15 protein-coding genes are annotated in these 12856 nt (G+C 32.4%); 10 read left to right on the top strand and 5 right to left on the bottom strand.

What is annotated here, in order from left to right; translation table 11 throughout:
* Positions 1–24 precede the first annotated feature (24 nt).
* Both AOB58_RS03160 and AOB58_RS03155 read right to left on the bottom strand, forming a co-directional pair.
* Entirely contained in the window at positions 25–339 is a 315-nt protein-coding gene (locus tag AOB58_RS03160) for a hypothetical protein (protein WP_002507777.1), read from the bottom strand.
* A 182-nt stretch (positions 340–521) separates the two neighbouring features.
* Entirely contained in the window at positions 522–1967 is a 1446-nt protein-coding gene (locus AOB58_RS03155) for an amino acid permease (protein ID WP_021338788.1), read from the bottom strand.
* A gap of 223 nt (positions 1968–2190) precedes the next feature.
* On the opposite strand from AOB58_RS03155, the gene AOB58_RS03150 reads away from it, so the two are divergent.
* Positions 2191–3678: a catalase gene (locus AOB58_RS03150; RefSeq protein ID WP_021338789.1), complete on the top strand. Its 1488-nt coding sequence runs from the start codon at positions 2191–2193 to the stop codon at positions 3676–3678.
* A gap of 99 nt (positions 3679–3777) precedes the next feature.
* Here the strand turns inward: AOB58_RS03150 and AOB58_RS03145 are convergent, their stop codons facing one another.
* Positions 3778–4026, bottom strand: coding sequence for a hypothetical protein (locus tag AOB58_RS03145; protein ID WP_002507774.1), 249 nt, complete (start codon positions 4024–4026; stop codon positions 3778–3780).
* A 440-nt stretch (positions 4027–4466) separates the two neighbouring features.
* Complete coding sequence (gene rpmG, locus AOB58_RS03140) at positions 4467–4616, bottom strand: 50S ribosomal protein L33 (RefSeq protein ID WP_002507773.1); 150 nt, start codon at positions 4614–4616, stop codon at positions 4467–4469.
* A gap of 231 nt (positions 4617–4847) precedes the next feature.
* Between rpmG and rpsN the strand changes: the two genes are divergently transcribed.
* From rpsN to AOB58_RS03125, 3 genes are all read left to right on the top strand, one after another.
* A complete protein-coding gene (gene rpsN / locus AOB58_RS03135; RefSeq protein WP_021338790.1) occupies positions 4848–5117 on the top strand; it encodes a 30S ribosomal protein S14 in 270 nt (89 codons plus the stop codon).
* Positions 5118–5307: 190 nt separating this feature from the next.
* Positions 5308–6285, top strand: a complete 978-nt coding sequence (guaC, locus tag AOB58_RS03130; RefSeq protein ID WP_002507771.1) for a GMP reductase — start codon at positions 5308–5310, stop codon at positions 6283–6285.
* A gap of 11 nt (positions 6286–6296) precedes the next feature.
* Positions 6297–7319 carry a CAP domain-containing protein gene (locus AOB58_RS03125; RefSeq protein ID WP_002507770.1) on the top strand — a complete coding sequence of 341 codons (1023 nt, stop codon included), beginning with the start codon at positions 6297–6299 and terminating at the stop codon, positions 7317–7319.
* Positions 7320–7519: 200 nt separating this feature from the next.
* Here the strand turns inward: AOB58_RS03125 and lexA are convergent, their stop codons facing one another.
* Positions 7520–8143 carry a transcriptional repressor LexA gene (gene lexA / locus AOB58_RS03120; protein WP_021338792.1) on the bottom strand — a complete coding sequence of 208 codons (624 nt, stop codon included), beginning with the start codon at positions 8141–8143 and terminating at the stop codon, positions 7520–7522.
* A gap of 141 nt (positions 8144–8284) precedes the next feature.
* Here lexA and sosA point away from each other — a divergent pair, with 141 nt between their 5' ends.
* The 6 genes from sosA to AOB58_RS03090 all read left to right on the top strand — a co-directional run bounded on the left by sosA (position 8285) and on the right by AOB58_RS03090 (position 12718).
* Positions 8285–8518, top strand: coding sequence for a DNA damage-induced cell division inhibitor SosA (gene sosA / locus AOB58_RS03115; RefSeq protein ID WP_002507768.1), 234 nt, complete (start codon positions 8285–8287; stop codon positions 8516–8518).
* A 130-nt stretch (positions 8519–8648) separates the two neighbouring features.
* Complete coding sequence (locus tag AOB58_RS03110; RefSeq protein WP_002507767.1) at positions 8649–8897, top strand: DUF896 domain-containing protein; 249 nt, start codon at positions 8649–8651, stop codon at positions 8895–8897.
* Positions 8898–8974: 77 nt separating this feature from the next.
* The gene (tkt, locus tag AOB58_RS03105) at positions 8975–10963 is read left to right on the top strand and encodes a transketolase (protein WP_021338793.1); all 1989 of its coding nucleotides are present in this window, start codon (positions 8975–8977) and stop codon (positions 10961–10963) included.
* Between the two features lie 210 nt (positions 10964–11173).
* On the top strand, positions 11174–11413 hold the full coding sequence (locus AOB58_RS03100) for a YneF family protein (protein ID WP_021338794.1): 240 nt from the start codon (positions 11174–11176) through the stop codon (positions 11411–11413).
* Between the two features lie 256 nt (positions 11414–11669).
* Complete coding sequence (locus AOB58_RS03095; RefSeq protein WP_002507700.1) at positions 11670–11852, top strand: hypothetical protein; 183 nt, start codon at positions 11670–11672, stop codon at positions 11850–11852.
* Positions 11853–12250: 398 nt separating this feature from the next.
* The gene (locus AOB58_RS03090) at positions 12251–12718 is read left to right on the top strand and encodes a CcdC family protein (protein WP_002507699.1); all 468 of its coding nucleotides are present in this window, start codon (positions 12251–12253) and stop codon (positions 12716–12718) included.
* Positions 12719–12856: the final 138 nt, after the last annotated feature.

Here is a 12856-nt window from a genome sequence, read left to right as displayed (position 1 = left end):
AGAGCATTAAGTATGTTTTCGTATTTATTTTGCTGTATGTGTCCATTCATTTTTACCACGATGTCGTTTAACATGTGCGTATACTTGATCGGCTGCATAATCTAAATTTGTGTAGACTGTAATAGAAAATGCAGATTGATTTTCTTCGAAATCTTCCTCGAGAAATAAATCTTTAAGATGGTTAAAAAGACTTTCCATTTGTGAATGGTCTAAACTACTATACTCCCTTAATGTGCGTTTTATTAAGCGGTTATGTCTATCTTCAAGTGATTGCACAACAATAACGAAGCGTTCCTCAGTTTCTAAAATATCGTCAAATAAATTCGTTTGTCCAATCATAGTTTCCACCTCTAAGTTACGTTTATTATTATAAACTATTATACTATATTTCCCTTCAACTGAAAATATCAATGCTTTATAGATTTGAAATCGTATTGAATTAAATAAACGCTATTTATTATAAAAGAAAAAGCATTGATCCAAGAAACAAATAATTGCTTCTGTGTATCAATGCTGAAATGTTAACTATAATCGTGGCTCTTTAAATCCAATTCTTCTAGTTTAACAATTTTAGTTTTTTTGAAATACTTATGTGCAAAGTAAATAATTGCTAAAATAATCATAGGGAAAATATTTCGGAATAATGCTCCAAAATCACCAGCCATAACAGCGCCAAATGAATTTCCGACAAATAAGAATAGTAAGGAAAGAATTACAATGATTGGTCCTAATGGATAAAATGGTGCTTTATAAGGAAGTACATCATCAGGATTTTTATTTTGTTTTTTAATTGCTGACCGTAATCTTATTTGTGCTAAAATACTGGATCCCCAAATTACAATGACTAAAGAACCAATGATATTAAGTAATGTGAAAATAATGTCTGATTTAAATTGAGCGATAATAATTATTGCTAATACAATGATAAAAGTAGTGAAAAGTGCAGCCATCGGTAATTTTGTAGTTTTATTTAATTTACCTAAGAATCTTGGTGCCTGCTTATCTTCAGCCATTGAGAATAGCATACGACTCGTTGTATAGATACCAGAATTCGCTGCAGATAATAATGCAGTTAAAATTACAGCATTAATTACCGATGCTGCAAATGCAATACCTACACGGTCAAATACAATTGTAAATGGACTTTGTGCTACTGATTCACTTTGGTTCAATAACATTGGATCAGTATAAGGAATAATTGCTGATATGACAGCTATTGATAATACATAGAATAATAAAATTCTCCAAAATACTTGTTTAATTGCTTTAGGCATTGATCGATGTGGATTCGATGATTCTCCAGCTGTTACAGCAACAACTTCAGTACCACCAACAGAGAAACCTGCGACCAGTAATACGCCTAAAAAGCCTGAAAATCCACCCACAAACGGTGCTTCTCCGCTTGTGAAATTGCTTAAGCCATATGTTTTACCGCCTAAGATACCAACAATAGTTAATACACCAATTACGATGAATACAACAATTGTTATTACTTTGATTAGAGATAACCAAAATTCTGTTTCACCAAAAGCTTTAACTGAAAAAATGTTCAGTAAAAAGAGTAAGCATAAAAAGATAATACTCCACGTCATTGGTGAAAAGAATTGAAATACATCCCAATAATAAAGTACGCTTGCAGATATAATAATATCAACACTCGTTACGAGTAACCATATTGCCCAATATAACCAACCCATCGTAAAGCCTAATGAACTATCCACGAAACGGGTAGAGTATGAACTGAATGATCCCGAAACAGGATAAAACGTGGCTAATTCACCGATAGACGACATTAAGAAATATAGCATTACGCCAATAATCAAGTAAGCCAATATTGCGCCGCCTGGACCAGCTTGAGATATAACATTCCCAGTTGCTACAAATAACCCGGTACCGATGGCGCCACCAATTGCTATCATTGAAATATGTCGAGAGTTAAGACCACGATTCATATTATTTTGTGCCATAAAAAATCTCCTATAATCTATTGAATTTTATATATACAATCCATTTTAATGCTTTTAAGTGATACAAGCAATGCCTTTTGTGACTTAAAATTCATAAAATATTTAAATATTTAGAAAACTTTCACATATTTCAATGAGACTTTGTTGCTTTTAAAGTTATATTACATTAAAATAAGTGCTAGATAATAATTATTATTATTTAGAAAATCGAGGGGGAATTTTTATGAGTAATGATAAAAAATTGACAAGTCTTTTTGGTGCGCCAGTCTCGGACAGAGAAAATAGTATGACGGCAGGACCTAGAGGGCCATTATTAATGCAAGATTGGTACTTTTTAGAGCAAATGGCTCATTTTGATAGAGAAGTTATTCCTGAACGACGCATGCATGCGAAAGGTTCTGGCGCATTTGGTACGTTCACAGTTACAAATGATATTACAAAGTATACTTCTGCAAGTATTTTTTCAGAAGTTGGAAAACAAACAGAAATGTTTGCACGTTTTTCTACAGTAGCTGGGGAACGTGGGGCAGCAGACGCTGAACGTGATATCCGTGGATTTGCTTTGAAATTTTATACGGATGAAGGTAACTGGGATTTAGTAGGTAATAACACACCAGTATTCTTCTTTAGAGATCCTAAATTATTTGCGAGTCTTAATCACGCAGTAAAACGTGATCCAAGAACGAATATGCGTAGTTCACAAAACAATTGGGATTTTTGGACTTCGTTACCTGAAGCATTGCATCAAGTAACAATTTTGATGTCAGATCGAGGGATTCCAAAAGGTTTTAGAAATATGCACGGTTTTGGTTCTCATACTTATTCAATGTACAATGACAAGGGTGAACGTGTATGGGTGAAATTCCATCACAGAACTCAACAAGGCATTGAAAACTTACAACCTGAGGAAGCAGCAAGTGTTATTGCTAACGATAGAGAATCATCACAACGTGATTTATTCGAAGCAATTGAAAATAAAGATTATCCAAAATGGAAATTATATATTCAAGTGATGACTGAAGAACAAGCAAGAAATCATAAAGATAATCCGTTTGATTTAACTAAAGTCTGGTATAAAGGTGATTACCCACTAATTGAAGTTGGTGAATGGGAACTTAACCGTAACCCTGATAATTACTTCCAAGATGTTGAACAAGCTGCATTTGCGCCAACAAACATTGTTCCAGGATTAGATTTTTCACCGGATAAAATGTTACAAGGTCGTTTATTCTCATATGGTGATACACAAAGATATCGTTTAGGTGCTAACCATTGGCAAATTCCAGTAAACCAACCTAAAGGTGTAGGTGTTGAAAATATTTGTCCATTCAGTAGAGATGGTCAAATGAGAATTTTAGATAATAATCAAGGCGGTGGCACACACTATTATCCAAATAGTGATGGTTCTTTTGAGGATCAACCACAATTTAAAAAACCTGGATTACCAATTGAAGGCGAAGCATATGAATATGATTATAGACAAGATGATGACAATTACTTCGAACAACCAGGTCGCTTATTTAGATTACAATCTAAAGAGCAACAAGAGCGTATATTTGTAAATACTGCAAACGAAATGCAAGGTACTACATTAGAAGTTCAACATCGTCATATCCGTCATTGTTACAAAGCTGACAGTGAATATGGTAAAGGTGTGGCAAATGCATTAGGCATTGATATCAATGATGTAGACATAGAAGCAGCAGACTAAGTTAATATGATGGGTATTAACTTTTAAGATTTTTAAAACTTTAAAGCAGAATTTATAATTAAAGGTAGCTTCCAATATAATGGAAGCTACCTTTTTATGTTATCTCGTTTTAATACCTAAAAAGTTTTGTGAATAAAAATGAAGTTTACCACAATTATTGCACATCAGTGCAATTAATGGAGTTGCATCATTTCCTAATGAAGCTGTTAATAGGGGTGCGAAATAATGACCATTTAAAATTTCGATTTTAGGATGTTCACAATTACAAATACTTTTGTTTTTCGTTTTTGTCGTTATTGAATTAATGATATGACTTTTCTGCTCGTCTGACATGTGGCGATTTTCCATAAAATTCTCCTCCAATAATAGATGGTTATACTATTATAAGATGTTTCACGGTTGATTAGAAGACTGTGCAAAAATTTAAAAGTGACAATTAAGTTGTAAAATGTTAATTAACACTTATTAATGAAAAATAAGATTTGAAAATTATAAAATACGTAGCAAAAGGGCTTATTTACTTGTGATAATCTAATGAAATTTAAAGTTTTAAATTAAAATGAAGGCCTCTTTATTATGAAAAGCCTTAAATAATAGAATAGACAAAAAGATACTTTCAATAAAAATACTTAAAAAAATAAACCAAATGCTTTTATAGCAATTGGTTTATCTAAGTTCTTAGATGTCTCCATTATGGAAACACCTTTATCTCTGGAACTTAACAAATAATTTAAGTTCAGTATTACTTTTAAATATGTCGTATTCAAAAGATAAGGTCTAACATCATATTATTTTGTTTCACGATGTAACGTATATTTATTTAATCTTGGGCAGAACTTTTTAAGTTCTATACGCTCAGGATTATTACGTTTATTTTTAGTAGTAATATAGTTACGCTCGCCAGACTCAGTACAAGCCAATGTAATATTTACGCGCAAAGTTAACACCTCTTTCTTAACAGGAATGATTACGCTTTAAAATTCTACCATATAAATTATGCAATTTCAATTACTTTTCTATAAATATAAATATCTAATAATGAAGAAACAAATGATGTCATTCAAAAAATTGCAATAAAAATTTGAATATGGAACTTTCTGTTTGATTAATGAAAAGGATGTGTTATGATTTAAAACGAAATGATTACGATTTAAAAGGAGAGATACATTATGGCAAAAAAATCAAAAATAGCAAAAGAACAAAAAAGAGAACGCTTAGTCGCTCAGTATTATGAATTACGTCAAGAATTAAAAGCTAAAGGAGATTATGAAGCTTTAAGAAAATTACCGAGAGATGCATCACCGACAAGATTGACACGTCGTTGTAAGGTTACTGGAAGACCCAGAGGTGTTTATAGAAAATTTGGAATGTCTAGAATTGCTTTTCGTGAATATGCGCATAAAGGACAAATTCCAGGGGTTAAAAAATCAAGTTGGTAAATACGACCCAAGTTCGTTTACATTTGTAGTAAAACAATGTATATTATCAATTGGTTAAGATAAATCAAAAAGTTATTGTTCGGAATTTGCTGTAAATATATGTATTTTCCTTGTACAATATTTGAAATCATCATGAAAATCTTACGATTGTATTATTGTTTTATTAAAAATGTTAGGGGTTTGTTAAATTATGAAAATTTTTGATTATGAAGATATCCAATTGATACCAAATAAATGTATTGTTGATAGTCGCTCTGAATGTGATACAACTGTCAAATTTGGTTCAAGAAACTTTAAGTTGCCTGTAGTACCAGCAAATATGCAAACAGTTATGAATGAAGAATTAGCAGAATGGTTTGCGGAAAATAATTATTTTTATATTATGCATAGATTTGATGAAGAAGCTCGTATTCCTTTTACTAAAAAGATGCAAGATAAAGGTTGGTTCGCTTCTATTTCTGTAGGAGTAAAAGAACGTGAATTCGGTTTTGTTGAAAAATTGGCAGCAGAAAATATAATCCCTGACTATATTACAATTGATATTGCACATGGTCATTCAGATTCAGTCATTAATATGATTAAACATATAAAAGCACATATTCCAGAGACATTTGTAATTGCTGGTAATGTGGGTACACCTGAAGGCGTTCGTGAACTTGAAAATGCAGGCGCGGATGCAACGAAAGTAGGTATAGGGCCTGGTCGAGTTTGTATTACTAAAATTAAAACTGGTTTTGGTACTGGCGGCTGGCAGTTATCGGCACTCAACCATTGTAGTAAAGCAGCACGCAAACCAATCATTGCTGATGGTGGTATCAGAACGCATGGAGATATCGCTAAATCAATTCGCTTTGGGGCATCAATGGTAATGGTGGGCTCATTATTTGCAGCTCATGAAGAATCTCCTGGCGAAACTGTTGAATTAGATGGTAAAATGTATAAAGAATATTTTGGTAGTGCTTCTGAATTCCAAAAAGGCGAACACAAAAATGTTGAAGGTAAAAAAATGTTTGTTGAACACAAAGGTTCTTTACTTAATACTCTAATAGAAATGCAACAAGATTTACAAAGTTCAATTTCGTATTCAGGTGGCAAAGATTTGAAATCATTAAGAAAAGTGGATTATGTAATCGTTAGAAACTCTATTTTTAATGGTGATAGAGATTAGTTTTATAGTGGGTGTATAAAATCAGAAAAATTTTATTATATATAGTTGTTTTTTTAATAATAGTATTAGTCGTTCCAATCCAAGAAACTACACCTCTGACATCATTACAACAACAGTTTAAATCAAAAGTGGACGGTTGGACATCAGAACAATCTACATCTGATGATGCGCTAAAAGTGCCAAGTGAACAAGAATTTGCTGTAAATAATATTCAAATGAATATGACTAAGGATGAAGTTGACAAAAAGTTAGGAGACGCACAACGTGTGACTTCTAATGAGTATGGCACAAATTGGCATACTTACTATTCTGGTGATTATAGATCATTTGTGATGGTGAGTTACATTGATGATAAAGTAAACGCACTTTATAGTAATCAGAATGTAATTTCATCAAAATCAAAAATTAAATATGGAACACCGAAAGAAGTCGTTAGAGATAGATTAGGTGAACCTATTACTGAAAAAGAAAAAGGTCATGTAAAATTTGATGTGCAAGATGATGAATTTGACAATTTTCATGATGATCAAATTTATACAACAGCTTTTTATGACAAACATGAAAACAATAACTTAACTGCACTTCTACAAGTTAGCGAAAAAATGGAAAACCGCTTACAACAACAATATGCTGCACCATCAGAAGGATTGGCACAAAGTTTTGAATTACAAAACTTTGATTTAGTAAACGCTGAGAGAGTCCAACGTGATTTAGCATCGTTAAATTATTCGGCTAGTATTTCTGATACTGCGAGAAAACATAGTATAGATATGGCAGAGCATGACTATTTTAATCATGATAATTTATCAGGCGAATCACCGTTCGACAGATTAGAAGCAGACGGTCATGATTTTAATGCAGCAGGTGAAAATCTAGCTTATGGTCAAACAAGTAGCATTTATGCACACCAAGGTTTAATGAATTCATTAGGACATAGAAAGAACATACTAAAAAAAGAATTCAAAACATTAGGTGTAGGTGTGGACTTTAATGAGGAAAGACAACCTTATTGGACTGAAAATTACAGTGGATAGTGTTTATTGATTGTTATAAGAGGGTATCTTACTATTTGTGAGGATGAATAAGTTATGACAACAAATAAAAAAGATAAAACAGAAGATATACTTGAAAAAGTAAAAGAAGTCTTAGATAAAAAAGACAAAAAATAAGAGGTTGAGCTCATAGCTCAACCTCTTATTTTTGTGAGAGTGTTTTTAAAGGGTTAAATTTATAATTACATTTCTCTAAATAGTCCTACAACTTTACCTAATACAGTTACATGTTCTAAATAGATAGGGTCCATTGTACTATTCTCAGGTTGCAAGCGATAACGTGACTTTTCTTTATAGAATCGTTTAACAGTAGCTTCATTATCTTCAGTCATAGCAACGATAATATCACCATTTTCAGCGATTGTCTGGCTTCTAACGATTACTTTATCGCCATCTAAGATACCTGCTTCAACCATACTGTCACCAACTACATTGAGAATGAAAATATCACTATTATGAGTTGAAGTGAAGTGTTCGGGTAATGGGAAATACTCCTCAACGTTCTCTACAGCAGTAATAGGTATGCCAGCTGTTACTTTACCGATTACAGGAACGTGGATAGTTTCTTCCATATTTAAAGTATCACCTAATTGTTCTGATACAATTTCAATTGCCCGAGGTTTAGTAGGATCCCTTTTTATATAACCCTTTTCTTCTAACCTTGATAAATGACCGTGAACTGTAGAACTTGATGCTAATCCAACGGCTTCACCAATCTCTCTTACACTTGGCGGATATCCTTTTGAATGAACTGTTTGTTTTATATATTCGAAAATTTCACTTTGTCGCTTTGTTAACTCTCTCATAGTAGGCACTCCCTAGATTAATTTGTTTTTATTATAGCATGCATATATATATATTACAAACGTTTGTTCGTTTATTGTTGACTCGGAACACGTGTTCTGGTAAGGTATAAATACAAACAAACGTTCTAGGAGTGACTATTAATGATAAAAATATATAAACACCAAATAAAAGCATATATAACAGTGTTATTTGTTACGATGTTATTAAGCGCATTATTTATTATAAGTGCGCATAACAACGCAGAATCAGAACAGACGTACGAAATGACCGATCATCAATTAACGAGTGAACCGGTACAAAGCGAACAATATAACGTGAAAACTGAAGGTAATAGCGAACACGAACACCAACCGGTTATAGCAGCAGTTAAATAACGATCTAAATAGAAGTGATTTGGGAAAGCAAGCATGTTAATAGTAAATAGGGATAAAGTGAGCGAAACGATTTAGTTTCGCTCACTTTTTTGTTATATTTTTTCTAGATTATAAATTACGGAGGTTTACTATGGCTAACAAGGGTGGCGTAGATTTAGAACGTATTAATGAATTAGCAAAGAAGAAAAAGGAACAAGGACTAACTCAAACTGAAGCTAAAGAACAATCTAAGTTGCGCAAAGCTTATTTAGATGAATTTAGAGGCAAGTTCAAACAACAAATTGAAAGTACGAGAGTTATTGATTCAGAAGGAAATGATGTTACACCTAAGAAAGTGAAAAAAATATTAGATTCTAAAGATAAAGAAGATAAAAACTAAATCAATTTTTTGTTAAATAGAAGAAAAGTAATGTATAATGATATTGAATCTTGCTAGAAGAAAGGAAGTCATATTAGATGAATATAGAAAAAGATCAATTAGCGATAGATACGATTAGAGCGTTAAGTATCGACGCTATTGAAAAAGCAAACTCAGGTCACCCTGGATTACCAATGGGCGCTGCTCCTATGGCCTATACATTATGGACGCGTCATTTAAACTTTAACCCCCAATCAAAAGATTTCTTTGATAGAGATCGCTTTGTATTATCTGCGGGACATGGTTCTGCGTTATTATACAGTTTATTACATGTTTCAGGTAGTTTAGAATTAGAAGAACTTAAACAATTTAGACAATGGGATTCTAAAACGCCTGGTCATCCTGAATTTAGACATACGGATGGCATTGAAGTAACAACAGGTCCACTTGGACAAGGTTTCGCTATGTCAGTTGGTATGGCAATGGCAGAAAAACACTTAGCTGGCAAGTTTAATAAAGATGATGCACAAGTTGTAGATCATTATACTTATGTACTTGCTTCTGATGGTGACTTAATGGAAGGTATTTCACATGAAGCTGCTTCATTAGCAGGTCATAGTCAATTAGATAAGCTTATTGTTTTATATGATTCTAATGATATTTCTTTAGATGGTGATTTAGATAAAGCATTCTCTGAAGATGTAAAAGGTCGTTTCGAAGCATACGGTTGGAAACATATTTTAGTTGAAGACGGTAATGATATCGAAGCAATTGATAAAGCAATTGAAGAAGCGAAGTCTAATGATGTACCTACAATAATCGAAGTTAAAACAATTATTGGTTATGGTGCACCAAACAAACAAGCTTCTCATGGCGTGCACGGTGCACCATTAGGTGAAGACGAAAGAAAATTAGCTTTCGAAAATTATGGTCTAGACCCTGAAAAACGTTTCAATGTGCCTGAAGAAGTATATGAAATTTTCCAACAAAGTATGCTAAAACGTGCTAACGAAAAAGAAGAAGCATGGAATAAGCTTGTTGAAGAATATAGCAGTAAGTACTCAGATTTAGCTGAAGAATTCAAACTAGCTATTAGTGGTAAATTACCAGTAAATTATAAAGATGAATTGCCACACTTTGAAGCTGGTCATAGCGGTGCTTCTCGTGCTGATTCAGGTGAAGTAATCCAAGCATTAAGTAAAACAGTACCTTCATTCTTTGGTGGGTCAGCTGACTTAGCTGGTTCTAACAAATCAAATGTGAAGGATGCAGCTGATTTTGACAAAGATACACCAGAAGGCAAAAACATTTGGTTTGGTGTGCGTGAATTCGCAATGGGAGCTGCAGTAAATGGTATGGCTGCACATGGAGGATTACATCCATACGGTGCAACATTCTTTGTATTCAGTGACTATTTAAAACCAGCTCTTCGTTTATCATCAATCATGGGCTTAAATTCAACATTCATCTTTACGCATGATTCAATTGCTGTTGGTGAAGATGGTCCAACACATGAACCAATCGAACAATTAGCTGGTTTACGTGCGATTCCTAATATGAATGTGATTCGTCCTGCAGATGGTAACGAAACACGTGTAGCTTGGGAAGTAGCACTAGAATCAGAAAGTACACCGACATCATTAGTATTAACACGTCAAAACCTTACAACAATGGACTTACCAAAAGAGACAGTTGAAGAGGGCGTACGTAAAGGTGCTTATGTAGTATTTGAATCTGATAAAGAAGCAGAATTCTTATTATTAGCAACTGGATCAGAAGTTAATCTTGCTGTAGATGCAGCAAAAGATTTAGAAGCACAAGGTAAAGGCGTTCGTGTTGTATCAATGCCTAACTGGAATGCATTCGATCAACAATCTGCTGAGTATAAAGAATCAGTACTACCATCATCAATTACAAAACGTGTAGCTATTGAAATGGCTTCACCACTTGGTTGGCATAAATATGTCGGCACGCAAGGCAAAGTCATCGCAATTGATGGATTTGGTGCAAGTGCGCCTGGTGATTTAGTAATTGAAAAATATGGTTTCACTAAAGAAAACGTATTGAATCAAATACAAACATTCTAATTAATATAATTAATTATTTAAATTGTTGGTATGAGAGCGAAAGTTCTCATACCAATTTTTATTATTAGATATAAAGCATAGCTTATATTTACAAATTGATTTTGTAATTGATATAATACATAAGGTTGAAAAAATATATTAATTGAGTTGCTCTTGAAAAGGAGCACCAATTTTAGTAAAATTCATTAGGATAGGAAAGTGGGTGAAACAATGGCAACTTGGTTAGCAATTTTATTAATCGTGTTAGCACTAATTCTAGGACTAGTCGGTGGATTTTTCCTTGCAAGAAAATATATGATGGATTATCTTAAAAAGAACCCACCAATTAACGAAGAGATGCTACGTATGATGATGATGCAAATGGGTCAAAAACCATCTCAAAAGAAAATAAATCAAATGATGACGATGATGAACAAAAATCAACAAGATCAAATGAAAAAAACAAAATAATGTTCTATAAAAGGTTCGAGCCAATAAGTGAATTGGTTTGAACCTTTATTTTTTAGCAATAAGGTTAATGTATTAAATACTTAGACATATTAAATATTTTTCAAAGTGAAGGATAGTATTATAAAAGGTTTTAAGTCGCAAACTCTAGAGTATTCAATGAATAAAATGTAAGTATTATATTTCAAATATTCAGAAAATATTTGATTGTGATATGATTTTTGTTATAATTGTATATATATAAGGGAGGTATCGATAAGTGAAGGATGCTTATGACATGGAAGACAGAGAAGTATTAGATCGTCTAGCTAATATGCACATTAACTTTCCGAACGATGAAGCTTTTAAGAAATATCATAATGCAATGCAAACTCATGATATGAATTATCTTAGATATACACTAAATGATGCATTATCAGCATGTGTTAATTCGCATGTGTAATAGAGCAAAAATGATAGAATAAACCTTTACCAAGGTTCATTCACATTGTCGACAAAGTCTTAACGACTTTGTTGGCATTTTTTATGGTGTATGTTTTAGATTTTTTAGGTTCACAAAGCTTTAGTCATAGCACTTCACTTTTCCCAAGAATAAAAAAGGAACAATAGTATAAATTTATATTCTTCGCATATATGTTAGTATAGGAAATTTATAATTTATAGAAGGAAAAGATATTGATAGTTGTTATTTACTTAATTTAAAAATGCTAATATATACTATGTAATGTTAGAAACGATAAAATAGGTGAAAACGAATTAAAAATACTGATTAATATTTTGTTAAGTGATATACTATCGAAAGTAAATATCATCTTATAGAAATTTAAAGAAGGTGTAAGTGTGTTATATTTAGTAATTTCTATAATTTTCGCTTTTATAATGGGACTAGGTGCTATCTTTGTGCGAATGAAAGCGCAAAATTTTCCAGTTAATGAAAAGAAAATTATATTACCGCCATTTTTTATGGCAACAGGTGCTTTAATGTATGTTGTTCCATATTTTAGATTAACTGGTCTTGAAATTGTAGAATGTATTATTTTAGGTATAGCGTTTTCTACAATTTTAATATGGACATCTAAATTTGAAACTCAGGGCAGTGAAATATATATGAAGCGCTCTAAAGCTTTTCCTATCATTCTTATTTCACTACTGTTAATACGTACATTACTTAAAATATTTATTAGCAATAAAATAGATCCAGGAGAAATTGGTGGCATGTTTTTCTTACTTGGTTTTTCAATGATTGTTCCTTGGCGCTTAGCAATGTTATATAAATATAAGAAGCTTAAAAGCACATTAATTCAATAGTTTGGGGAGGCTGGGGCATACATACATGTCTCAGCCTCAATTGTTTTATTAGCAGTAGTTGAAGAAAAGGAAAAACAGTTTAATACCATTATGTTTATACTTGTCTTAGTGGTAAAGATATTATATTATATAAATACG

The sequence above is a fragment of the Staphylococcus sp. AntiMn-1 genome, assembly GCF_001663395.1.
Lineage (GTDB): Bacteria > Bacillota > Bacilli > Staphylococcales > Staphylococcaceae > Staphylococcus > Staphylococcus equorum.
Note: the sequence above shows the minus strand (reverse complement) of the source record. Positions and strands in the feature narration are given on the sequence as shown.

What these genes read in the sequence shown, in the direction of transcription:
- AOB58_RS03160 (WP_002507777.1), bottom strand. Translation starts at nt 339, where the DNA reads ATGATTGGACAAACGAATTTATTTGACGATATTTTAGAAACTGAGGAA.
- AOB58_RS03155 (WP_021338788.1), bottom strand. Translation starts at nt 1,967, where the DNA reads ATGGCACAAAATAATATGAATCGTGGTCTTAACTCTCGACATATTTCA.
- AOB58_RS03150 (WP_021338789.1), top strand. Translation starts at nt 2,191, where the DNA reads ATGAGTAATGATAAAAAATTGACAAGTCTTTTTGGTGCGCCAGTCTCG.
- AOB58_RS03145 (WP_002507774.1), bottom strand. Translation starts at nt 4,026, where the DNA reads ATGGAAAATCGCCACATGTCAGACGAGCAGAAAAGTCATATCATTAAT.
- rpsN (WP_021338790.1), top strand. Translation starts at nt 4,848, where the DNA reads ATGGCAAAAAAATCAAAAATAGCAAAAGAACAAAAAAGAGAACGCTTA.
- guaC (WP_002507771.1), top strand. Translation starts at nt 5,308, where the DNA reads ATGAAAATTTTTGATTATGAAGATATCCAATTGATACCAAATAAATGT.
- lexA (WP_021338792.1), bottom strand. Translation starts at nt 8,143, where the DNA reads ATGAGAGAGTTAACAAAGCGACAAAGTGAAATTTTCGAATATATAAAA.
- sosA (WP_002507768.1), top strand. Translation starts at nt 8,285, where the DNA reads ATGATAAAAATATATAAACACCAAATAAAAGCATATATAACAGTGTTA.
- AOB58_RS03110 (WP_002507767.1), top strand. Translation starts at nt 8,649, where the DNA reads ATGGCTAACAAGGGTGGCGTAGATTTAGAACGTATTAATGAATTAGCA.
- tkt (WP_021338793.1), top strand. Translation starts at nt 8,975, where the DNA reads ATGAATATAGAAAAAGATCAATTAGCGATAGATACGATTAGAGCGTTA.
- AOB58_RS03100 (WP_021338794.1), top strand. Translation starts at nt 11,174, where the DNA reads ATGGCAACTTGGTTAGCAATTTTATTAATCGTGTTAGCACTAATTCTA.